19 protein-coding genes and 2 pseudogenes are annotated in these 23742 nt (G+C 52.3%); 17 read left to right on the top strand and 4 right to left on the bottom strand.

Annotation, left to right across the window (positions count from 1 at the left end):
- Position 1 precedes the first annotated feature (1 nt).
- Positions 2-424, bottom strand: coding sequence for a DUF1489 domain-containing protein (locus AB9F27_RS07680; protein ID WP_335585607.1), 423 nt, complete (start codon positions 422-424; stop codon positions 2-4).
- 144 nt (positions 425-568) lie between these two features.
- Here AB9F27_RS07680 and AB9F27_RS07675 point away from each other — a divergent pair, with 144 nt between their 5' ends.
- The 9 genes from AB9F27_RS07675 to rpsD all read left to right on the top strand — a co-directional run bounded on the left by AB9F27_RS07675 (position 569) and on the right by rpsD (position 10377).
- Positions 569-2833 carry an adenosylcobalamin-dependent ribonucleoside-diphosphate reductase gene (locus AB9F27_RS07675; RefSeq protein ID WP_335585606.1) on the top strand — a complete coding sequence of 755 codons (2265 nt, stop codon included), beginning with the start codon at positions 569-571 and terminating at the stop codon, positions 2831-2833.
- A gap of 352 nt (positions 2834-3185) precedes the next feature.
- Positions 3186-3812: a hypothetical protein gene (locus tag AB9F27_RS07670; protein WP_369757637.1), complete on the top strand. Its 627-nt coding sequence runs from the start codon at positions 3186-3188 to the stop codon at positions 3810-3812.
- Positions 3813-3916: 104 nt separating this feature from the next.
- Positions 3917-5413, top strand: a complete 1497-nt coding sequence (gene istA / locus AB9F27_RS07665) for an IS21 family transposase (RefSeq protein ID WP_369757636.1) — start codon at positions 3917-3919, stop codon at positions 5411-5413.
- A gap of 47 nt (positions 5414-5460) precedes the next feature.
- Positions 5461-6162: an IS21-like element helper ATPase IstB gene (istB, locus tag AB9F27_RS07660; protein WP_369757635.1), complete on the top strand. Its 702-nt coding sequence runs from the start codon at positions 5461-5463 to the stop codon at positions 6160-6162.
- Between the two features lie 380 nt (positions 6163-6542).
- Complete coding sequence (locus AB9F27_RS07655; protein WP_335585604.1) at positions 6543-6890, top strand: metalloregulator ArsR/SmtB family transcription factor; 348 nt, start codon at positions 6543-6545, stop codon at positions 6888-6890.
- Complete coding sequence (locus AB9F27_RS07650; protein ID WP_335585603.1) at positions 6883-7311, top strand: SRPBCC domain-containing protein; 429 nt, start codon at positions 6883-6885, stop codon at positions 7309-7311. The genes AB9F27_RS07655 and AB9F27_RS07650 overlap by 8 nt, the downstream gene beginning before the upstream one ends.
- A gap of 163 nt (positions 7312-7474) precedes the next feature.
- Positions 7475-8398 (top strand): lipid A-modifier LpxR family protein, encoded by a 924-nt coding sequence (locus AB9F27_RS07645; protein WP_335585602.1) that lies wholly within the window; start codon positions 7475-7477, stop codon positions 8396-8398.
- An 86-nt stretch (positions 8399-8484) separates the two neighbouring features.
- Complete coding sequence (locus AB9F27_RS07640) at positions 8485-9579, top strand: Hint domain-containing protein (protein ID WP_369757634.1); 1095 nt, start codon at positions 8485-8487, stop codon at positions 9577-9579.
- A gap of 177 nt (positions 9580-9756) precedes the next feature.
- Positions 9757-10377: a 30S ribosomal protein S4 gene (gene rpsD, locus AB9F27_RS07635; protein WP_039004416.1), complete on the top strand. Its 621-nt coding sequence runs from the start codon at positions 9757-9759 to the stop codon at positions 10375-10377.
- A 57-nt stretch (positions 10378-10434) separates the two neighbouring features.
- Here rpsD and AB9F27_RS07630 read toward each other — a convergent pair whose 3' ends face one another.
- A complete protein-coding gene (locus AB9F27_RS07630; RefSeq protein WP_335585664.1) occupies positions 10435-10896 on the bottom strand; it encodes an Lrp/AsnC family transcriptional regulator in 462 nt (153 codons plus the stop codon).
- Positions 10897-10997: 101 nt separating this feature from the next.
- Here AB9F27_RS07630 and AB9F27_RS07625 point away from each other — a divergent pair, with 101 nt between their 5' ends.
- The 4 genes from AB9F27_RS07625 to AB9F27_RS07610 all read left to right on the top strand — a co-directional run bounded on the left by AB9F27_RS07625 (position 10998) and on the right by AB9F27_RS07610 (position 15566).
- Positions 10998-12428 (top strand): aminotransferase class V-fold PLP-dependent enzyme, encoded by a 1431-nt coding sequence (locus AB9F27_RS07625; RefSeq protein WP_335585600.1) that lies wholly within the window; start codon positions 10998-11000, stop codon positions 12426-12428.
- A gap of 128 nt (positions 12429-12556) precedes the next feature.
- Entirely contained in the window at positions 12557-13672 is a 1116-nt protein-coding gene (gene hisC, locus AB9F27_RS07620; protein WP_335585599.1) for a histidinol-phosphate transaminase, read from the top strand.
- Positions 13669-14613 carry a prephenate/arogenate dehydrogenase family protein gene (locus tag AB9F27_RS07615; protein WP_335585598.1) on the top strand — a complete coding sequence of 315 codons (945 nt, stop codon included), beginning with the start codon at positions 13669-13671 and terminating at the stop codon, positions 14611-14613. The genes hisC and AB9F27_RS07615 overlap by 4 nt, the downstream gene beginning before the upstream one ends.
- Positions 14610-15566: an extensin family protein gene (locus AB9F27_RS07610; protein WP_335585597.1), complete on the top strand. Its 957-nt coding sequence runs from the start codon at positions 14610-14612 to the stop codon at positions 15564-15566. Before AB9F27_RS07615 ends, AB9F27_RS07610 begins: the two co-directional genes overlap by 4 nt.
- A 3-nt stretch (positions 15567-15569) precedes the next feature.
- Here AB9F27_RS07610 and AB9F27_RS07605 read toward each other — a convergent pair whose 3' ends face one another.
- Complete coding sequence (locus tag AB9F27_RS07605; RefSeq protein ID WP_335585596.1) at positions 15570-16529, bottom strand: DUF2125 domain-containing protein; 960 nt, start codon at positions 16527-16529, stop codon at positions 15570-15572.
- A gap of 63 nt (positions 16530-16592) precedes the next feature.
- Here AB9F27_RS07605 and AB9F27_RS07600 point away from each other — a divergent pair, with 63 nt between their 5' ends.
- The 4 genes and pseudogenes from AB9F27_RS07600 to AB9F27_RS07585 all read left to right on the top strand — a co-directional run.
- Positions 16593-17147 (top strand): gamma-glutamylcyclotransferase, encoded by a 555-nt coding sequence (locus tag AB9F27_RS07600; RefSeq protein ID WP_335585595.1) that lies wholly within the window; start codon positions 16593-16595, stop codon positions 17145-17147.
- Between the two features lie 69 nt (positions 17148-17216).
- A complete protein-coding gene (locus tag AB9F27_RS07595; protein WP_335585594.1) occupies positions 17217-18401 on the top strand; it encodes a biopolymer transporter ExbB in 1185 nt (394 codons plus the stop codon).
- 3 nt (positions 18402-18404) lie between these two features.
- Positions 18405-20489 carry a peptidoglycan -binding protein gene (locus tag AB9F27_RS07590; protein ID WP_335585593.1) on the top strand — a complete coding sequence of 695 codons (2085 nt, stop codon included), beginning with the start codon at positions 18405-18407 and terminating at the stop codon, positions 20487-20489.
- Positions 20490-21634: 1145 nt separating this feature from the next.
- Positions 21635-21822 (top strand): annotated as a pseudogene (locus AB9F27_RS07585) (IS3 family transposase); the annotation flags it as partial.
- A gap of 518 nt (positions 21823-22340) precedes the next feature.
- Here the strand turns inward: AB9F27_RS07585 and AB9F27_RS07580 are convergent.
- Positions 22341-23445: pseudogene (locus AB9F27_RS07580) on the bottom strand (IS3 family transposase).
- Positions 23446-23742: the final 297 nt, after the last annotated feature.

Genomic DNA, 23742 nt, shown 5'->3' with positions numbered 1-23742 from the left:
CCTAAAGGACGCCGATTTCGCCGAGGGCTGCTGCCAAATGGGCAGGTAATTCATCTTCGGCGCGCGCGCTGCGAAAGAGGTCTGCGGGGGCATCTTCTGGTTTTAGGTAACGCCATCCTTGGAAGGCGCGCCGCGTCGCAGGCTGTGTCCGAATAAGTGCGGGTTCCATCAGGATCGCGCAGCGTCGTATGCCATCTTCGCCGATTCTTTCCTCAAGCGAGTGGATTCGTTGGCGTGCTTGAATAACTCCCTTAATGACCCAATAAAGAGAGCCTCCCTCGAGCAATTCGGGTTCGCGTTTGGGCCACATACGGGTTACATGTTGCGAGGGGGATTCTGGGGAGGTGGCGCGCGCCTCGCGGAATGATTGCAAGTGTTCAAACGACTCGATGCCGACGCACAGCTTTACTAGATGTATGGTCATATTTGCAACGAACCCCAATATATGGACAAATTACTCTTGCCCTAGGCCACAACATACTTCAAGAAGGGGGCTAATTGCAATTGACCCATTTGCAATTAAAGTTTATCAAAATCACCCTGCCACACGCAAACACAGGACTATCTTATGAGCCGTTTCTCTGCCCCTATCGCCGAACAAATTTGGGACATGAAGTATCGCTTCAAAAACGCGGATGGGACGGCCATTGATGCAAGTGTCGAAGATAGTTGGCGCCGGATCGCGCGTTCGCTTGCGTCTGTTGAAAAAACACCTTCCGATTGGGAAGGCAAATTCTATGAAGCGCTTGAAGACTTTAAATATTTGCCAGCAGGCCGGATCACGGCAGGCGCCGGTACAGGGCGTGCTGTAACGCTTTTCAACTGTTTTGTTATGGGCACCGTTCCCGACAGCATGGGCGGAATTTTTGACATGCTTAAAGAGGCCGCGCTGACGATGCAGCAAGGCGGCGGCATTGGCTATGATTTTTCAACAATTCGCCCCAGAGGCGCGGGCGTTATGGGCGTTGCTGCGGATGCATCGGGGCCGTTGTCGTTCATGGATGTGTGGGATTCCATGTGTCGCACGATCATGTCGGCAGGCAGCCGCCGCGGCGCGATGATGGCCACAATGCGGTGCGACCACCCCGATATCGAAGATTTCATCACAGCCAAAAAAGACAGTGCGCGTCTGCGAATGTTTAACCTTTCCGTGCTCATCACCGATGATTTCATGGAAGCGGTGAAAGCAGACGGCAGCTGGGAATTGAAGTTTAACGACACGATTTATCACACAATCCAAGCGCGTGATTTGTGGAATAAAATCATGCAGGGCACCTATGATTATGCCGAGCCTGGTGTGATTTTTATCGACCGGATTAATAAGGCTAATAACCTTAGCTATTGCGAAACAATCGCCGCGACGAACCCCTGTGGCGAACAACCTTTGCCGCCCTATGGCGCGTGCCTTTTGGGCTCGATCAATATGGCGCGGTTGGTGTCTGATCCTTTTGAGACGACCGCGGCATTGGACGAGGCGTTGCTTTCCGATTTGGTCGCAACAGCCGTTCGTATGATGGACAATGTGGTCGACGAAAGCCGCTTCCCCCTTGAGGCGCAAGCCCAAGAAGCGGCTGCGAAACGCCGGATTGGTCTTGGTGTAACAGGCCTTGCAGATGCGCTTTTGATGGTTGGCCAGAAGTATGGTTCCGAGGAAGCCGCGCGTCAGACCGAAGCTTGGATGAAAGCTATTGCGCGCGCGGCCTATCTGGCCTCGGTGGACTTGGCGAAAGAAAAGGGCGCGTTCCCATTGTTTGATGCCGAAAAGTATCTGGCAACCGGCAACATGATGCAAATGGATGACGACGTGCGCGACGCGATCCGCAAACACGGAATTCGCAACGCGCTTTTGACATCCATCGCGCCAACGGGCACGATTTCGCTCTATGCTGGCAATGTTTCAAGTGGAATTGAACCGGTCTTTGCCTATGCCTATACGCGTAAAGTTCTGCAGAAAGATGGCTCGCGCACCGAAGAAGAAGTCGTGGATTACGCGGTGGATATGTGGCGTCAAATTAAAGGTGACGAAGCACTTCCCGATTATTTCGTGAATGCGCAAACCCTTGCGCCCCTTGATCACGTTCGTATGCAAGCGGCAGCGCAGAAATGGATCGATAGCTCGATTTCCAAGACCATCAATTGCCCAGAAGATATCAGCTTTGAGGATTTCAAAGAGGTCTATATGGCCGCATGGGATCAGGGCTGCAAAGGTTGCACAACCTATCGTCCCAATGACGTAACGGGCAGCGTTTTGTCCGTATCGAGCGAGAGCGAAAAAGCACCCGAGGTGGATTCAGGCGCGGACGTTGTTTACATAACGGAGCCATTGGATCGCCCACAAGCTCTTGAAGGAAATACATATAAGCTGAAATGGCCTGACAGCGAGCATGCGATTTACATCACGGTGAATGACGTTGTTATTGGTGGTCATCGTCGTCCGTTTGAGGTGTTTATCAACTCTAAAAATATGGAGCATTTTGCTTGGACGGTTGCCCTTACACGGATGATTTCGGCCGTGTTCCGCCGTGGCGGGGATGTGAGCTTTGTGGTCGAAGAGTTGAAGGCCGTGTTTGATCCTCGGGGTGGCGCGTGGATGGAGGGCAAATATGTGCCTTCAATCCTTGCGGCTATCGGCGGCGTGATCGAACGTCACCTTATCATCACAGGGTTCATTGCCGGCGAAGGTATGGGGCTTAAATCCGATCCACAAGCGGATGTTGTGGCCATTGGTGGCGCTCCACGCGGAAAGGCCTGTCCGTCCTGCGGGCAATATAGCTTGCAAATGAAGGAAGGCTGTATGACGTGTAGCGATTGTGGCCACAGCAAGTGCGGGTAGTTGAGAAACAGTAATCTTGATGTTTGATATGCCAACCCTTTATAGCCCATTTTGGCTGTTTTGACGCCCATCTGCTAGGTCATTAACGCCCATGACTTGTTAACAAATTGATTTTAAATAATAATTTAAAGCGTCGAATTCGAGTGGTCCGGCGCTTTTTCTGAACGTTCTTAGGGTATTGACGTTTGCCTTCTGTTGTCGCTGTCTAAGAGCATGACAACGACTCAGTATATCCACCTCATACGGTTCCCACTGATCTGACCCAAATTGGGCCGGCCATTGAACGCTTGTCATTTCAAACATCACAGTCGAACAAAACCGGTCTTTTTCTTTACCAGATAAGGACGCCGCTATGAAAACCACCAAACTAATCCATGCAACGAACCCTGACACTGACAGGCAGGCTATCACCCAACGCCTAACAGACTATCTTATGAACTTACGCAAAACCCGACTTGCAGCTGATTTCATCGGAGATGATGAGCATTCTATTGATCTCGGACTGGATGACTTTGATAACGTTGCCGACGATCTGTCTGATGGCGTTGAGCTTACTTGGAGAGATAACCGTCGCATCAAACAGCGAGTTCAAGGGATTGTTGATCGACGTAAGGAGGCTTCCGGCCTTGCGCATCTTAAAGACGGGGAGATCAAGCGCCTGCGCCCTCTGTTTGCAGGAATTAAATTGTTTGAACCAAAAAACGAGCACTGGGTTGATGAAAGAATCGCAGCGCTGCACGAGGAGATGCCTTGGATGGCGCCTGCAACCAATGAGGTCTGGTCTGCCCTTCGACAAAACGCCGCCACCGGCGATATCATCAAAATCCCACCTTTAATTTTGATCGGCCCTCCCGGCATTGGAAAGTCGGTATGGGCCAGGCGATTGTCTGAGCTTCCTCATATTCCTAGATGTGAAATTGATGCCAGCCTTGGAGGTGTTGGCTTTAGTGTGGCGGGAACCGAACGAGGTTGGGTGTAAAACGCACTGCAATACTGGGCCACAGAAACAGCCTCGACATATCGCAGTTGTAGCGGAGTAAAATTCCGCCAGTTTGTGTCCTTCGTTTATTCGGAGGGCGGGAGATGTATTCTGTGGATATTTATAGTCGTGTGCGCCGTGCTTGTTTGAAGGACGGCATGTCTGCTCGTGAAGCGGCGCGTTATTTCAACAAGGACCGTAAGACGATAGCGAAGATGCTACGTCATGAACTCCCTCCTGGTTATCGTCGTTCAGAAGCGCCACGTCGCCCCACGCTTGATGATTATGTTGGCATCATCGACGAGATACTTCGGACTGATAAAACCCTGATCAAAAAACAACGCCATACAGCAAAGCGCATCTATGAACGCCTGAGAGCCGAGCATGGATATACTGGCAGCTTGACGACTGTGACGTATTACGTACGCGAGCAAAAGCGGCGCACGAAAGAGGTGTTTGTGCCGTTGTCGCATCGGCCCGGCAACGCGCAGGTTGATTTTGGTGAGACCCTTGGCGTGATTGGCGGCGTAGAATGTAAGATCCACTTCTTCGTGATGAGCCTGCCGCATTCGGACGCAGTGTTTGTGAAGGGATACCCTGCGGAGACGACAGAAGCGTTTTGCGACGGCCACGTGTCAGCCTTTGCGTTCTTCGGCGGCATCCCCCAATCCATTCTCTACGACAACACCAAAATCGCTGTAGCCCGTATCTTAGGGGACAGAACACGCATCCGCACACGTCGGTTTACTGAGTTGCAATCGCATTATCTGTTTGATGACAAGTTCGGCAGGCCTGCGCGGGGGAACGACAAGGGCAATGTCGAAGGCATGGTTGGATATACACGCCGCAACTTCATGGTGCCGGCCCCACGCTATGACAGCTTTGATGATCTGAACGCGCATCTGGAAGCGAAGTGTTTAGCACGTCAGGGCGACAAATTGCGCGGCCACAGCCAAACTATTGGCCAGCGTTTGATGTCCGATCTTGATGCTCTGATGGGATTGCCTGTCTCGGAATATGAAGCTTGCGACCATGTCAGCACGCGGGCCACATCAATCTCGATGGTGCGCTATAAGAGTAATGATTACTCTGTGCCCGTGGCCTATGCCCATCACGACGTCCACGTGCGTGGCTTTGTGCATGAGGTCATTATTGGCTGCGGCAATGAGGTGATAGCACGGCATCAACGGTCTTACGCCAAAGCGGACATGATCTTTGACCCGCTCCACTTCCTGCCTTTGATTGAGCAGAAGGTTGGGGCTTTGGATCAAGCCGCCCCTTTGCAGGGATGGGATCTACCGGATGTCTTCGCCACCCTGCACCGACTGCTCGAAGCCAGAATGGGTAAGCCGGGCAAGCGGGAATATGTTCAAGTCCTGCGCCTGCTGGAAACCTTTGAGAAGGATGTTGTGCAGGGTGCGATCCAGCATGCCATTGATCTGGGCGCGATTGGCTATGATGCGGTAAAACACCTTGTGTTGTGCCGAGTTGAGAAGCGACCACCGCGATTGGATTTGGACTTCTACCCCTATTTACCCAAGGCCAATGTAGCAACGACACGCCCGTCCAGTTACATGAGCCTGATGGGGGCAACGGCATGACAGAGGCTCCCCAAATCCTTCTGCAACATCACCTTAAGAAGTAGCGCTTGCCGACGTTCCAAGGAGAGTACGTAAAGCAAGCGCAGATCTGTGCTGCTGAGAATAAGGATCACATTCATTACCTGGCACGGCTGTGTGAGATGGAGTTGATTGATCGCGAGCGCCGGATGATCGAACGGCGGATCAAAGCGGCAAAGTTCCCCAGTACCAAAAGCCTGGATAGCTTTGACTTCAAGATCATGCCCAGCCTGAACAAACCGCTGACAATGGAGTTGGCACGATGTGATTACATTGATCGCAGAGAAAACATCATCGCCCTTGGGCCATCAGGTACAGGCAAAACGCACATTGCCTTGGGGCTTGGATTGGCGGCCTGTCAAAGAGGGCTGAAAGTGCGCTTCACGACGGCGGCAGCCCTGGTCCATGATCTGATTGAAGCGCAGGATGAGCGGAGATTGCAGCGGCTTCAAAAGCACCTGACGAGCCAGAACCTGTTGATCATTGATGAATTGGGATTTGTGCCCCTCAGCAAATCTGGTGCGGAACTCCTCTTCGAGGTGATATCCCAGTGCTACGAACGCGGCTCAATTATAATCACCTCGAACCTGCCTTTCGATGAGTGGACCGAAGTCTTTGGTTCCGAACGGCTCACAGGCGCTTTGCTGGATCGTTTGACCCATCACGTCCATATCCTGGAGATGAATGGCGAGAGTTACCGGCTCAAACATAGCCGTAAGAGCCGCCAATAACCAAAACACATCAAGATCAGAACAATGTCGGCCCAAGGGCCAACATGCGCTTTGGCACGCGTTAGCTAAATGGGGAGCACACGCGCCAAAGCGCACGACAAACGAGAAGTCAGTGGACCAGTTTTACGCCGCGATCTGGACCCTTTTTACTCTGCGATTGACAGGTGTATTGTCGAATGTCGCCCGTGTTCCTGCCGCGGACATCGTAACTCATGTGCTCGAAGGGGGGCTGTCTCGGGTCGAAACGGGCGCGGAGGTCTTTGCCACAGCACATCTCGTGAGAGGTGTCAGTAGGGTTCGAGCTCCTAAGGCGGGTAATGTGCAAACATTCATTCAACTTTTTGGTTGACTGACGGCGAGGTGTTCTGTTATTCATCCTTATGGTTGAACGAAGTAATCCAGATCGCCTGAGCGAGATACTTAAAGCAGCAAGTGATCCCACACGTCGGGAAATTTTGACGCTTTTAACCCAGCATGGCCCGATGCGTGTCACGGACATTCATCGCCAGTTTGATATGAGCCTCAATTCAGTTTCTAAACATATCAAAGTGTTAGAGCGTGTGGGGCTTGTTCGCCGACGGACAGAATGGCGAGAGCATTTGATCGAAGTTCAGATGGCCCCGCTTTCAGAGATCGACGCTTGGTTTGCTTCGTTACGCTCAATTTGGGACCTCAGGCTTGAGGCGCTCGACAACATTTTTACGCAAGGAGATACGGACGATGACTGAACTTTCCCTCACAGTTGACCGCAAGATTAATGCACCACAGGAAGCCGTGTTTAACGCGTGGCTCAACCCCGATATGCTGCGCAAATTTATGCATCCCGCGGCGGAAATGTCCGTGCCGCGTGCCTCTAACGACCCTAAAGTGGGCGGCGCGTTTGAAGTGGTGATGAAGGTTGGCGGAAACGAGTTGCCGCATTCGGGCAATTACAAAGAAATCTCGCCGCATGAGCGCATCGTTTTTACGTGGATGGGGCATGTATCCGTGGACGATAGCACCGTTACGCTCACCTTTAAGCCGGTAGAAAGTGGAACGCACGTCACCCTAACGCACATCCGATTTATGGACGAAGAAACCCGCGACAATCACCAAGGCGGTTGGATAAATATTCTAGAAAAACTCGACACTGTTTTGTCTGCAAAGTGAGAACATAGATCGACGCCCCGCGCGCAATTGCATGGGGCGTATTGGCGCGTTTGTCTGTGTCCGGAAGGTCGCGCCGCATGAGGAAACGTAAAAACTTACTGGCGTGTAAGAACGACGGCGCGTACATCCGAAGGGAACGCTGGGGGCGGCGAAGGGATATACAATGCGGCAGACACTTTTTTCAACACTCACTTTTCTTGCGGCAATAGCATTATGCTCGGTTGCGCAAGCCGGTGAGAAATTCACCTTCGGGACCGGACGCCTCTTTACCAACGACTATTTGGGCGATGGGAAGGATCGTTGGCGATCTGGAGCTTATGTTATCAGTAAAATGCGTGCCTCTGAAGAATGGGACGGCGCTTACCCTGAAGAGATTGGCGCGATGGTTGAGTGGCGTTTTCGCACCGATATTCTGGCTCCGTCAAATATTGTCAATCCGAACGCCCGTGATCGGCGCTATGCGGGAACGCTAACGTTCGGTTTGCACACCTATTTTGATCGCCAATCCGTCGACTATAATTTCGGCGTCGATCTGGTGGCCGTTGGTCCGTCAACAGGGGTCGGTAGCTTCCAAAGTACAGCACACCGCGTGCTTGGAGCCCCAAAAGTAAGCGACGAAGTTTTGGACATGCAGATTGGCGATAAAATCATGCCCACGATTAGTGGCGCGGCGTCGCAACAGATCCGCTTTGGTGATGCCGAGTCCGTGCGTCCCTTCGCGGAGTTCCGTATTGGCGACGAAAATTTCGCGCGGATTGGTGCGGACTTTATTTTTGGCAAAGTCGGGCAAAATGATCTTTGGCTGCGGGACGTGGGCACGGGGCAGCCTTACCGGGCTACGTTTGAGCGCGCATATGGGGTGTCCTTTCTTGTTGGCGGCGACATCGCTTTTGTAGAAAGCTCGCAATATTTGCCGTCTCAGGACGGAATAACTCTAAACCAAAATCGCGTGCGGGCACGTGCTGGGGTGCAATGGCAGGGCGAGAGCCATTCGGTTTTCTACGGGCTTACCTATTTGGGCAAAGAATTTGACGAACAAAGCGAAGGTCAGGTTGTTGGGTCTGTGGCCCTTAGGCGACGCTTTTAGGTAAAAGATACTTTCCGTTCTTCCCAAAAAGAATCACTGTGTGTTAGCAATTAACGAATAAAAAAAAAGAGCAGGCATACAGGCATATGAAAACGGGCTTTAAAGGCACGTTTGTCATCACTTGGACGCAAACCGCAATAGACGGCGAAAACGCTGCAGATGTGGATGCGTTAACGGTAGGCGCCAACTGGCGTTGGAGCGGAACTTCTGTGCGGGTCGATGGCCCTCAGGGGGTATTGCGCCTTCACGAAGCCAAGGGATCGGCAGACCTCAGAAAACGTGCAGCACGCATGGTACAGCGCCTTATGGGCGATGCGGTCGATGCGACAAGAAATCAGAATATTGATGATATTGAGGGCCAAGGCTCCTCTTTGGATAACGGGTTTACCGTGACCGATGGCCGTCGGACGTACACTGTGACGATGATCGAAATTACTGCATCTCCTCAACCGCTTTTGATGTTCCTCGACGAAGTACCCCCAGCGGATACCGATTTATGGATTGTGCACCGTGTGTTGCGCGATGCGCGACACCAACAAATGTCCAATACCCCTACGAGCGGTATGATTTGTTTTGCTGCGGGTACCTTGATCCGCACAGAGGACGGCCCCCGACTGGTTGAAAGCTTGTCCGTGGGGGATAGCATCCAAACAAAGGACAACGGGTGTCAGCAAATCCAGTGGATTGGGGCACGGCGCATGACGGGCGCGCGCCTTTACGCGATGCCGGAATTTCGCCCCGTGCGTATTCGTGCCGGCGCGTTGAATGATGATGAACCCGAGAGTGATCTTTTAGTGTCACCAAATCACCGGATGCTTGTGAGTGGTCCCGCGGCGCAACTCTTGTTTAATACATCAGAAGTTTTGGTCGCCGCGAAGGACTTGATCAACGACCTGTCGATCACCATTGACCACAAGGTGCGCGAGGTGACCTATGTGCACCTCATGCTCGAAAGCCATCAGATTGTCTGGGCAAATGGGGTTCAAAGCGAGAGTTTCCATCCTGCAAATATGGCGCTAGGGGTGATCGAAGATAGCCAACGTGCGGCGCTTTTGGAGGCATTTCCAAACCTCGCTTATGATACGCACGGGTATGGTGAATATGCGCGGCGCAATCTATCCGCATCTGAAGCCGCAATTTTGCAGCACGATAGTGGGAAATTCCCGCGTCTAGCCCATTGACTCCACTTTCCCAGCTTATATAAGCCCCAAGTTCCCGGCTCTCGTAGTCGAGATATTTCTTTGGTGTTTGAGACTCCCGCAAGGGATGTTCTGTCGCCGAGGGGCCTTTCGGGGTTCATCGGAAAGGAAAGCACCTTTCACAAGCTCGGTTTCGAGCGCACTTGAAAGGATCCAGTCGTGACTAAACGTACGTCTGCCAAACATAAAATCGACCGTCGCATGGGCGAAAACATCTGGGGCCGTCCTAAATCCCCAGTAAATCGTCGCGAATACGGCCCCGGCCAACACGGTCAACGCCGTAAAGGTAAAATTTCCGACTTCGGTACACAGTTGCGCGCCAAGCAGAAGCTTAAAGGCTACTATGGCGACCTGACCGAAAAGCAATTCCGCCGCATCTATGGCGAAGCTGAGCGTGTAAAAGGCGATACAGGTGAAAACTTGATCGGTCTTCTCGAACGCCGCCTCGACGCCGTTGTTTACCGTGCGAAATTCGTTGCAACAGTTTTTGCTGCGCGTCAATTCGTGAACCACGGCCACGTCACAGTGAATGGCAACAAGGTTAACATCCCGTCCTACCGCGTTAAAGAAGGCGACGTGATTGCCGTACGTGATCGTTCGCGTCAAATCGCAGTTGTCATCGAAGCCACACAATTGTCTGAGCGCGATGTGCCTGACTACATGGACGTAGATCACAACAAAATGACAGCGACATTCGTTCGCACGCCAACTCTTGGCGATGTTCCTTACCCAGTTGTTATGGAACCAAACCTTGTTGTGGAATTCTACGCGAAGAACTAATCTTCGCCACACCAGAGTATACGAAATGGGCTGCCTTCGGGTGGCCCTTTTTGCTTTCTACAGGGGAAGGGCGCGCCCTTCGGCGATGCTTTCCATCGCGAAATAACTGGTGACGCCATCCAGTTCGACCCCCTCGATCAAGCGTTGATAAACCTTATCATAGGTATCCATACTCTCGGTCACGACCTTGAGTTGATAGTCATAATCGCCGCCAATTCTGTGAAAATCCACAACCTCTGGAATGGTCAGCACATGGCGTCTGAAGTCTCGCAACCACTCCGCTGAGTGATGACGCGTGCGCAGCATAACGAAAACCACGAGCGTGAGGCCGAGTTTGCGCCGGTCAATCCGCGCGGTCGCGCCTTGCAAGACACCGTCCTGCGTCATGGCCTGAATGCGCCGCCAGCACGCATTTTGCGATAGGCCTACTTTTTCGGCAATCGCGCGCTGGGAAAGCGTCGAATCGCGTTGCAATTCTGCAAGGATGTGGCGGTCTATTTGATCTAATTTTTTTGTAATCATGTGTCATTTGACACAAAAAACTATGAAAACGCAATGAATTTTGGGTAAAATGTGCCGCAATCATGGGGTATTTGTTGGCTAAGTAGTAAGGAAGTATAATGCCACTCACCTCATTTAAGCATGCCATAGATTTTTCAGACCCGATTGCCGCTTTCCGAAATGGTTTGATCGGGGAGGGCATCATGATTCCGGGCCTCAATGGCGACGTGCCGCTGGTCTATGCTGACTACGTGGCATCGGGACGTGCCTTGCAACAAGTCGAAAGTTTTATGCTTGAGGAAGTCCTGCCATATTACGCAAATTCGCATACAGAGGCGTCCTATTGCGGGGCGTATATGACAAAATTGCGCGCGGCAGCACGGGCGGAGATCGCTCGATTGACGGGGGCAGGTCCCGACTGTGCTGTGGTGTTTTCCGGATCGGGGGCGACTGCGGGGATCAACCAGCTTGTGTCCCTGCTTGGCGTGAATGAAGTCAAGAAAGCCGTCGTATTTGTTGGTCCTTATGAGCATCACTCGAACATCCTCCCATGGCGTGAATCTGCGGCAACGGTCGTAGAGATTCCCGAGGCAAGCACTGGTGGTCCCAACCTTACGTATTTGGAAACGGCTCTCGAAACCTATGCCGATTTCGACCTCAAAATTGGGGCGTTCTCAAAGGCGTCGAACGTAACCGGAATCTTAACGGACGACGAACAAACGACAAGGCTGCTTAAATCGCACGGAGCCTTGGCTGTTTGGGATTATGCAGGCGCTGGCCCCTATGTTTCGATCGATATGGGGCAGGGGGATTTGGCCAAGGATGCCGTGGTAATATCACCGCATAAATTTGCGGGAGGTCCGGGGTCGTCGGGTATTTTGGTGCTCCGTCGCGCCAGTGTTGTGCGGGATAAGCCAAGCCGTCCCGGAGGTGGGACGGTTGATTTTGTGTCGCCTTGGGCGCACGCATATTCTCAGAAGGTCGAGGCGCGCGAAGAGGCTGGAACGCCGAATGTCCTCGGTGATATCCGCGCAGCCCTCGCTTTTTTGGTCAAGGAGCGCGTAGGCCATGCTCTGATTTCAGAGCGTGAAACGAAATTTTGTTCCGCAGCGATGGCCGCATTTTTGGCGCATCCACAAATTGAAGTTTTGGGGAATATGACCGCAAAGCGGCTGCCAATTTTCAGTCTGTGTATCACGGATTCAAAGGGTGCGCCGATCCACCAGCAATTGTTCACGCGGATGTTGTCCGACGTCTATGGCGTTCAGGCGCGTGGCGGATGTGCCTGTGCTGGCCCGTATGCGCATCGATTATTGGGGATTGAGCGTCCGGAGTCTGAGGCTTTGTTTGCAGCTATTCGGGGAGGGAAAGAACTGAGTAAACCGGGCTGGGTGCGTCTGAATTTCAGCTATTTGATGGCGGATGAAACTGTACATAAAGTCATTCACAGCGTGATCGAACTGGCGGAGAATGCACAAGAATACATGGCATATTACCAAGCTGACGCAGCGACCGCGCGCTTTGTGGCAGGCGTAAAGCGCGCAAGCTAGAATAGTGGCCCCGCGGCCACGCCTTCCCACAATCGTCAAGTTTTCCACTTACCTTTGCTCTAGCCGCAATTTGCGTATGGAAAAGCTTGGGCTGGCTCGCTAGAACCAGCCCATAAGGGGAGCCTATTATGAGTGCCACTATCCAGCCACAGCCAGGTATTTTGCAAATTGAACTCTACAAATCGGGGAAATCCGCAGTAGAGGGCATGGAGCATGTGGTTAAACTGTCCTCCAATGAAAACCCTTTGGGTGCGTCGGATGCAGCAAAAGTGGCCTACGCGCGCGAAATGCACAGCCTCAATCGCTACCCCTCTTCCGATCACATCGAGCTGCGCACCGCCATTGCACACATTCATGATTTGGACGCGGATCGCATCATTTGCGGCGCGGGTTCGGATGAGGTCATTACCTTTTTGTGCCAAGCCTACGCCGGGCCAGGCGACGAAGTGGTTTACACGGAACATGGCTTTTTGATGTATCCGATTTCGACTCTTGCTGTGGGCGCAACGCCCGTGAAAGTTGCCGAAAAAGAGCGTGTTGCGGATGTGGATGCGATCCTTGCCGCTTGTACGCCCAAGACCAGACTAGTTTTTATCGCGAACCCGAACAACCCAACGGGAACGATGATCAGTGGTCGTGACATGGCACGGTTGGCGGCAGGTATTCCTGAGCAAGCCCTTCTTGTGATTGACGGCGCCTATGCTGAATATGTTGAGGGCTACGACGGCGGCACAGCGTTGGTTGATAAACTCGACAATGTCGTGATGACACGGACGTTTTCCAAGATCTACGGGCTTGGTGGATTGCGGGTTGGCTGGGGCTATGGTCCACGCCACGTGATCGACGTTCTTAACCGTATTCGCGGCCCCTTTAACCTTTCGTCGGCGGGGCTTGCTTCGGCCGAGGCCGCAGTACGTGATGTCGGTTTTGTCGACAAATGCCGTAAAGAAAACGCGCGGATGCGCAAATGGCTCACTTTGGCTTTGTTGGAGCTTGGGATTGATTGCGACACGTCTTTTGCCAATTTCATCTTGGCACGTTTTGCCGATGAAGTGCAGGCAGAAGCTTGTAATCAGGCCCTTGCAAATGAGGGGCTGATTGTGCGTCAGGTGGCGGCCTATGGATTGCCAAATTGCCTGCGGATCACGGTAGGGGATGAGGCGTCTTGTCGTCGTGTCGCGCACACAATTTCCAACTTTTTCAACGCAGTCCTTTCCGAACCGGCGATTGAAGGCCCGCAATGAGCGGATCGGCACCACAGCGCGCACCGGTTTACGGCAAGGTCGCCCTCATTGGATTGGGCTTGATTGCCTCGTCGCTTTTTTGGGCAATGAAACGCGCAAATCTGGCAGGCACCGTGACGGGATATGCGCGTAGCCAAGAAACACGCGATACTGCGCGTGAAATCGGATTGTGCGACGAAGTTTGTGACAGCGCTGCCGAAGCTTGTGAAGGGGCAGACCTTATCGTCCTTTGTGTGCCGATCGGCGCAATGGAATCCGTCGCACAGGAGATTGCTCCCTATTTGAAAAAAGGCGCAACCGTTACGGATGTTGGCTCTGTGAAACGTGCGGTTATCGACTCCGTTGGTCCCCATATTCCAGAGGGAGTGCATTTTATTCCGGGCCATCCTCTTGCAGGGACAGAGCACTCCGGCCCGCGTTCGGGCTTTGCCGAACTCTTTGATAATCGCTGGTGTTTGCTTGTTCCCGTCGAAAACTCCGATGCTGCCGCCATCGCGCAATTGCGCGCGTTGTGGGAAGGTGTGGGTTCAAATGTTGAGGAAATGGACGCGGAGCACCACGATCTTGTCCTCGCCGTAACCAGCCACGCGCCCCACCTCATTGCTTATACAATGGTGGGGGTTGCCGACGATCTGCGACGTGTTACCGACAGCGAAGTGATTAAATACTCGGCGGCAGGTTTTCGCGATTTTACCCGCATCGCCGCAAGTGATCCGACCATGTGGCGCGATGTGTTCCTCAACAACAAGGAAGCCACGCTTGAAATTCTTGGGCGCTTCACCGAGGAACTCTTTGCACTCCAACGCGCAATTCGAACCGGAGATGGCGACCATTTGTTCGATTATTTTACGCATACACGCGCCATTCGACGTGGTATTATCGAAGCAGGGCAGGATACGGACGCCCCAGATTTTGGGCGCGGTAAAAAGGACGTAAAATGAAGTTACTTGGAGCAGGAGTACTTGTCGCATTGTTGGCCAGTGCACCCGTGGTCAGTATTGCCAATGCTCCAACACAGTCGCTTCGTCCCCTTTCTCGTCCGACCGAAGGGGTAGTTTCTAAGACGTCGCCCGTGTCGTCGGAACCGCGGTTGATGCTGGTTCCCGTCTATTATAGTGCCTCCGTACGCCCCGTTCCGCGGCCCGTTGCGCTTGGGGGAACCGCCCCCTTGAAAAAATCAATTCCTATGACCAAAGTTGTCACAAAGACCACTGTCACAATGGTCGCCTCAAATTCTGCCGTCGAACATTCGTTGCGGCCCTTGTCACGGCCTGAGGGGCATATCGTTACGAAATCACGCGCAACGACACAGCAAGAAGTTGTGACGCTCGCAGCAGTGAAAGCGCCACAATCCGTCCCGACCAGCAATAAGGGATCAATTTGTGGAAGCAGTAGAATTCGCGGCCAAACCATGAGTGCCATTCCGGGGAAAATCAAAGGCTGCGGTGTTAAAAATCCTGTATCCGTAACTTCCGTCGCGGGCATTCCCCTTTCGAGAGCCGCCACAATGGATTGCAATACAGCCATAACATTGCACAATTGGGTGGAAAAAGGCGTAAAACCCGCCGTCGGACGCCTTGGCGGCGGGGTCGCACGCATTGACGTTATTTCGGGGTATAGCTGTCGCACGCGCAATAACCAAAAAGGCAAAAGAATTTCAGAGCACGGCAAAGGTAAAGCCGTCGATATTTCCGGTATCACTCTTGCAAATGGCGTCTCAATTTCGGTCCTAAAAGGGTGGAACAGCAAGGCCCAAGGCAAGCTTTTACGCGCCATGCATAAATCCGCTTGCGGCCCCTTCGGGACAGTGCTTGGCCCTTCCGCCAATAGCTTTCATCGTGACCATTTCCATTTTGATACCGCCAAATATCGCAGCGGATCGTATTGCAAATAGCCGTTAGAACGGCGGGATAAAGCCAAGGGGTACGAAGCCCAAAAAGATATTTCCACGATTTACCGTGATGGGCGCATGAATATCGGTTGCGGAACCACTTGTGGTTGCGAGTCCCTTTAACACCGTTTTAACCATATGCGATTGTTCATCGGGGATTGCACCAAGCCCGTCCAGCATCGCAAACCCATCTTCCCAGTTAGGCGTCGAAAACGTGAGCGAACCCGTTGCGAAACCTTCAGAATCAAAGGTGAGCGCACCAGAAAGAGTGATATTCACTTGCCCTTGTGAGAGCGCAAACTGGTTGAGGGTGAGTGCTGTGAGTTTCGCGGGCACTTCGCCTCGACCAAGGGCAGCGTCAAATTCCAGATTGGTGTCAAGCACCACGGTTTCAATCGAAACGGTACCTGTCGGATCCATTATCGATGGCAGAGAGACATCAGACATCTTCCCTGAAAAATCATGAGAAAAGGGCAGAATACCTCGACGAGAAGCCGCCGAAATCGCGCGCGATCGATAGGTCGTGCCCGCGTTCAAGACAACTTTAAGGTCCTCGCCGGTCAATTGAAATCGGTTGAGCGCCAGAGTGGAGTTGGGTTTTACAACGAGGCTTGCCCGAAGGTCCGACGTTGAAATCTGTGCCGAGATACCCTGATATTCAATCAGTTGTTCATGTGGCCAGACGGCGATGATGTGATAGGGCTTATAACTCAAGGCAAAGATTTGGAAAAAAGCAGCTTTCCATCGAAGCCCCGAAAGCGTGAAAACATCGATATCCTTGATTGTCGTGTCAAATCGGTTTGGGAAACCCGCCGTATTCAAGTTGGAATACGAGATTGAATTCCCCGCCTTTGTGGCGTCTTCAATGGCTGAAACTGCCGCTTTTTCCACCGCATTCGCGCCGACAAACCAATAGCCGCCCCAGAGAATCGACATGATAGCCAAAAGCCCAACAAAAAACCGCATATCTGCCCTTTCAAACATATACTGTCTGTTGTTTATAAGGGGGAGCGAGAAAGGACCAGTGCAATGACTGACACGCCCCTTTGGGTTTTTGGCTATGGCTCTCTGATGTGGAGGCCTGGTTTTAAGTACAAAAACCGCCAAGTCGCCCGACTCTCGGGGTACCAGCGCAGTTTTTGCATGTGGTCCATTCACTATCGAGGAACTGTTGAGAGCCCTGGACTTGTGCTGGCTTTGGATCGGGACGAGGCTTCCAGTTGCCTTGGGTTAGGGTTTGAGGTTGCCGCACAAGACGCGGCCGATGCCCTTGAATACCTGCGGGAACGGGAGTTGATTTCTTCGGCCTATCTTGAAGTCGAATTACCGATGGACCTTGACGATGGGCGGCGCGTAACCGCCGTGACCTACGTTATCAACCGCGAGAACAGCCAGTATTGTGGTGGGATTGATTTGCAAAAACAAGCGCAAGTGATCGCGCGTTCGCACGGGGTCATGGGCCCCAACGTGGAATACCTGAAAAATACCGCCGAGCATTTGCGTGAATTAGGGATCGTTGACGCGGATATGGAATGGTTGGTAGCACAGGTTGACAAAGGGGACGGCGAATCGAGTGATTATTGATAAATTTCTAGTAAATCCGGCAGCTTGCCCTTACTCTAAACACAACAAAAACAGCGTCAGGATGTCCAAATGGACTTTATAGATCGCGAGGCCGAGCCGGAATTTACCCTGCCTACCCGCCAAATTACTCTTATGAGTGTGGTTCTGGCCATCATGATGGTTGGGGCATGGTTTGCGTTACCACGCATATTGCCGCTTTTCCTCGCGAATTTGTGGCTAAACGGGTTTATTTGCTTTGTGTTCTTCATCGGGGTCTTGGCGTGCTTTTGGCAAGTCATTCAACTTTATAGCTCTGTGAATTGGATCGAAGGTTTCGTGGTCAACCGCGCAGGGCACGAGATCGTGACGCCGCCGCGTTTGCTCGCGCCCCTTGCGGCACTTTTACGATCACGCGGCGCGCGGATGCAGATTAGCTCGACATCCAGCAGTTCCATTCTGGACTCCGTTGCAACCCGCATTGATGAGGCACGGGATATAACGCGTTATATCGTTAACCTTTTGATTTTTCTGGGACTTTTAGGAACGTTTTACGGTTTGGCGACCACAGTTCCTGCCGTGGTCGACACTATCCGATCCCTCGCACCACAAGAAGGCGATACGGGCGTTAAGGTTTTTGAAAAACTTATGAAGGGGCTTGAGGCCCAGCTTGGCGGTATGGGGACGGCGTTCTCGAGTTCGCTTTTGGGGCTCGCGGGCTCTCTTGTTGTTGGGCTTTTGGAGCTTTTTGCGGGCCACGGTCAAAATCGCTTTTATCGCGAGTTGGAAGAATGGCTTTCAACGATTACTCGACTTGGTTTTTCTTCGGGAGAAAGCGAGAGCGGCGGCGATGCAGGCCATACCGCGGTTGTGTTTGAACATATGGCTGACCATATGGAAGCGATGCGCGCAATGTTCACACAATCGGAGGCAAACCGCACCCTCATAGATGAGCGGATTAGCACCCTAACCACGGCAGTTGAAAGTCTTGCGAGGAACATAGAGCGCGGCCCAGAAAATTCGGCAATTGAGCGTATGCTGGAGGGGCAAGAGCGGTTGATCGAAACCCTTCAATCTAATGAGGACGAGGTGGGGTCTGGTGGAGGGAATTCCGATGCGGAAAGCCGGATGCGTTTGCGCTCGATCGACGTTCAATTGCTGCGTATCCTTGAGGAAATAAGCGCTGGTCGTCAGGAGTCGATTTCGGATTTACGCACGGATATTGCGGGTTTGACCAATGTCATTCGGGCGGCGACGGCGCCGTCACAAGAGGGGTAGGTCGTGGCCTTAAGTCGGCGCACAGGGCAACGTTTTCAAGGGTCGATCTGGCCCGGATTCGTGGATGCGATGACGGCCCTCTTGCTTGTGTTAATGTTTGTCCTCACCATTTTCATGGTGGTCCAATCGGTCCTGCGCGAGACAATTTCTGGACAGGAGACAGAACTTGATGAACTCACGTCGCAGGTTCTAAGTCTTGCGGAAGCCTTGGGTCTTGAGCAAACAACCAACCAACAATTGCAAAGTGAAGTCGTTCGACTTTCTTCAAACCTGCTCGATGCCCGCGATTCGGCAGATATTCAAGCGAGTATGATCGCGTCTTTGACAGTGAAAAATGATGCGCAATCGGTGGAAATTTCTGCGCGCAAGGCAGCAATTGCCAGCTTTGAGGCGCAAGTTGCGACGTTGTTGGCGCAACGGAACAAGGCTCTGGCGGATGGCACGGCGTTGGCAACAACATTGAGTGAAGCCGAGCAAGAGAAAGCACGGCTGATTTCCGAACAGGAAGCGTTGCAATTGGCACTCGCGAGTGTTCGTGAAGAAGTCGACCAAGGGGCCGAGGCCGCCAGGCTAGCCGCCGCAAAACGCGAGGCTCTAGAGGCGCTTATCGCGGATCTACAAGTTGAAAGCGCGCGTGAGAAAACGAGTTTGGCACAAACTTTGGCACGGCTTACGGAGCAAGAAACCTTGAATGCAGGGTTGTCGGATGGGCTTTTGGATGCCCAATCCAAGCTGGACGCAGTGGAAGTTGCACGACTTGCGGAATTAGCCGCGGCCGAGGCTTTGCGACTCCGTCTCGATACTGCAGCGACAGCACTGTCCGAGGAAGAAGCCGCGCGTTTGGCGGAAGCGGCCGCGGCCCAAGCGTTGCGGGATCGATTGGCGAATGCCGACGATGAGATAACCGCGATGAGTTTGGCTCTTGAGGCAAAGCGGCAAGAGGCCGAGGATACGCTCACATTGCTTGCCGCCGCAAATGATGCGCGTGGCGATTTGGACGAACGTTTAGCGGCAGCGCTGGCTGCAAAAATTCTCGCCGATAAAGGCTTGAGCGCGCAGGGGGCGGCAGCGCAAACGTTGGAAACTCAATTGGCTGCGGCTTTGTTGGCGGGCCAAAACTCTGATGACACCCTAGAGAATACCAAAGCAAAACTGGCCAATGCAGAGGCTTCTTTAGCGCTCCTGCAGGAGAAGTTGGCTCAATCGGGCGCGGATGAAGACGATATGCAAAAACGCCTTTTGGCGGTATTAGCCGCAAAAAGCGAAGTTGATGCAAACCTCAACACAATCATGACAGAAGCCGAACAGCGCAGCGCATTGCTCAAAGTTGCGAATGATCGGCTTTCGGCGAAGGAAGCTGAATCCGCCGAAAGTCAGAGAAAAATGGCTGTTTTGAATGAGCAGGTTACGCAGTTGCGCGCTCAATTAGGTTCGTTGCAAAGCGTGTTGGATGCTTCCGCGGCAATTGATGGCGAGTCCAAAATACAGCTTCAGGCCTTAGGCTCACAACTCAATCAAGCCCTTGCCCGTGTGGCGAGCGAAGAGAAAAAACGCCGCGCTCTTGAAGAGGCGGAGCGCAAGCGACTCGAGGCCGAAGCGGAAATTCTCAAGGCCGAAACAAAAAATTTGGCACGATACCGTTCGGAGTTTTTTGGTCGACTGCGCGATCTTTTGGGTACGCAGGAAGGAATGCGTATCGACGGCGACCGGTTTGTATTCTCTTCCGAGGTTTTGTTTGAAACTGGCGCAGTCGAACTTTCTGAAGAAGGCAAGGGCGAGGTTGCGAAAGTCGCGGCGATCTTGAGGTCCGTCGTCGATCAGATTCCCCCGGAAATCGATTGGGTTATACGCGTGGATGGCCACACGGATGACACACCCCTTTTGAGCAACGGGAAATACAGCGATAATTGGGAGTTGTCACAAGGACGCGCCTTATCTGTGGTGCGTTACTTGGTCGACGCATTGGACATTCCGCCCAGCCGACTCGCGGCAAATGGGTTCGGGGAATACCAACCTGTCAACACTGACGACACGCCTGAAGCCCGTGCACAAAATCGGCGAATTGAACTCAAATTTACTGAGAAATAGGTGAGGTTTAAAACGAGCTTCCCTCGATCTAGATTTTTGTTACCCCACTGAACAGTATCGCGGTTTGGGTGTTTTCCTGTATGCCATTTTTCGGCGTTGGCCTCTGTCAACTTTCCGACGCTGCAGGCACGGGCTAGGATCTTCCGCAAATTGGCTTGGCCGCAAAACATGATATCAAATAAAGATGCATCCCTTTCTCGCGGGTTTCGGAGAAAAAACTACCTAAAAGACTGGCCGCCTTGGGGTGTTTTGGGGTGTTTTGGGAGCCATCGAAAAGCCCGCATGTACTTGCGAATATTTAAGGACCGAGTTTGTTTCACCGCTTGGAATAATGACTGCTGAGTTTGATCCCGCTAGATTGCGCGGGTACTGCACTTTTCTTGGGGCTTTATACGATTTCTGGCGACTCAACTGCACGCTGGTCATGTGTAGTATTTGTAGAGACTATCTGTCCTCCTTTTTTTATGAACCTGTCAGGCAAAATCAACGCCTCCTGCATTTCTGCCCTGCCTGACACCGCAAGTTCTGACGGTGTCGTTTTCCAATTTGAGGCGCCACCCCGCATGTTTCCTTTAGCGTTGCCGTTTTGGTGTAGTCAAAGTGCAGATGTGGAAGCGCGACACTGCTAGAAAGGTGACAAAAACAATCAGGGCAACTTGTTTCACAGGGCCGACGACATGTACCACGACATTTTCTTCCGTTATTTTACAGTGAGGCACATGCCCAGAAAACTGAGCTCTCGAAATCTAGAGATACTAAAGTGTGAAGCCAATTGTCGTATTCCTTTCATTGCAGATTTGGTCTTGTCACGGTCTAATTACGGTCCCGTTCGTACTGGGTTTGCCTGCGACTAGCGACGAGACACAGACGAGTTTCGCCGTGATGCTGTGTGTATCGCAACGACCAGCGGCCTAACGCGGCCTCAAGTTTTATCTGATTTGGGCGTAAGTCTTTCGACCCTGAACAAGTGGCTCAAAAGTACTAGGACGATGTTCAAATGCCCGGACCACAGGAAGGCGTCGAGAAAAAGACCGAACGCCTTCGTTAGGAAGTCCACTTGTTGAGCGAGGAGAGGGAAGTGTTCAGGTCGAGGCGTTTAGGATATGATCTGGGGACCATGCTGCGCACAATCCTGCCGGGCAATGGACCATTCCTTGGTTGAAACGTTCTTCAAATCACTCAAGGCAGAGCTGATCTGCCGAAACTGTTGGGAAAGCAGACCATAGGCCAAGGGGATATATTCCAGTATAACAATGGGTTCTACAATCCACGGCGACGACATTCGTCGTTAGGTGGCAAAATCCCCTTGGCCTTCGAACGAAAAGCTGTCTAAATAAACTGAATGACCCGAACGTTAACGTGATAAGACCAGACCCGTGCAGTACCGCTAACAGGTTTCGCTTATCTGGAATGCTCGGCAGGCCAGCGCAAAACTGATCCCATTCATCGCCATCTCCCGTCTTCGAGATGACTTCAGCACCTTTTTTCCCAAGTTCGACACCCACTCGAGCGCATGGCATTCATGCTTTCATCCACTCAGCAAGTCGTTCTGCATGCTCATCTCGGCATATATCTTCTAGAGTGGCCGGTTCTATTTTATCATGGCCACGATCTGTAGGTTGCTAATTAGAGCTGTCTTCATCAAAAATCTCCTTAGATATCTTGCCGAGAAAATTCTACTTTTGAACACTACTATTTGGGGGGGATTGCCTGTACATCTGAATCAACTCAGTACCAGCATCGATAGAATTATCGTTATCAAGCGACGCCTGAAGGATGAGTCGAAAATCTGAAGTGGTCCTGATTTTTAGGACAGGTTTGCGGCTCAGCTAAGATTTAATCTGGTCGGTCTCATGGGGCCTTTTGGGTTCGTTCTGTGTCGAAGAATGTGTCGTTTGGTGATCGTTTGTCGAGGACCGTATGAGGCCGCTCGGAGTTGTAGAAACCAATCCAATCTTTGATCACGCGTTTGGCTTGGAAACCGTCCTGCAATTCGTGCTGATATATGGCCTCCTGTTTGAGCGACCGCCACAGCCGTTCGATGAAGATATTGTCGAGATAACATCCCCGTACGTCCATCGAGATTTTGACGTCAGCATCGGTCAAGGTTGTGACCCAGACGGACCCCGTGAACTGCGATCCTTGGTCGGTATTCATGATCTCGGGCTTGCCGTATTTTGCGATGGCCTCGTTCAAAGCGTCAACACAAAAGCGGGCATCCAACGTGTTCGACACCCCCCAAGCCAGCACCTTGCGTGTCGCCCAATCCATAATCGCCACCAGATACAAGAACCCACGCCGCACTGGAATGTAAGTGATGTAGCTGCACCCGTCGCCCGGCAGCATGTTTACATGCCCGAGAGGAGAACGTGGTTCGGCCGCGTGATTTCTAGCTTCCGTAGCAGAAAGGGATAAATCCGGTGTTGAGGGTGCTTTTTGCTGGTAATTGGCCCTTTATCGATCGCTTGCAGCCCCATCAAACCCATCAGCCGCCGCACGCGATGGCGACCCGAATGGAACCCATTTCTCGGCAAGTAGGCCGCGATCTGCCGGTTGCCGAAGAACGGATATTTCGTGAACACGCGGTCGATTTCATTCTTCAGCTCCAATGTCGCTGCATTCACCCCGACTGGGGCATAATACAGGGATGACCGGCTGACTTTTAGCAGCTTGCGCTGCTTTGTCAGGCTCAAATCTGTGCGGTCTCTGTTGATCATTTCTCAGCGTTCACTCGGGCTCATCGCTTCAGTCCTTGTGAAAAAAAATCATTTTCGACCGCCAGCTTCCCGATCTTCGCATGAAGTTCTTTGACCTCGGCCTCATTTTCTTCCGCTTTCTTGATCTTGTCCGAGAACGCCCCTAGTCAGGCCATCTATTGCGCCGTCCTGTCTCCATGCAGCGCCTCAAGCGCCACCGTAGCTTTGAACTTGTCCGAAAAACTGCGTCTTTTCGTCATTTTTGTATCCTATCGGCGTTGTTGGATACACCTTAGCACACTGTCCGAATTTGCCGGACAACTTCAATCTGATCCAAAAACGATATGGCTGCAAACGGCAACGGGCCTTGGCCCTTTCAGTGCAATGGCCAAGATCCGATGGGCGGTAAAAGAAACAAGCAGCTAAAGGACACATGACTTGAGCAGATGTGAGAAAGACACCGAGACCGTAAGAACAAATGATCGACTAGATCAAAGCATGGAAAACCAGTGTGGAGCTAAGAGTATCTAATTCGCAGTATTGATTCGCACCTAATC

Origin of the sequence: Falsihalocynthiibacter sp. CO-5D18, from assembly GCF_041205445.1 — a bacterium.
Lineage (GTDB): Bacteria > Pseudomonadota > Alphaproteobacteria > Rhodobacterales > Rhodobacteraceae > Falsihalocynthiibacter > Falsihalocynthiibacter arcticus.
This window is presented reverse-complemented; position numbering and strand designations above follow the sequence as displayed.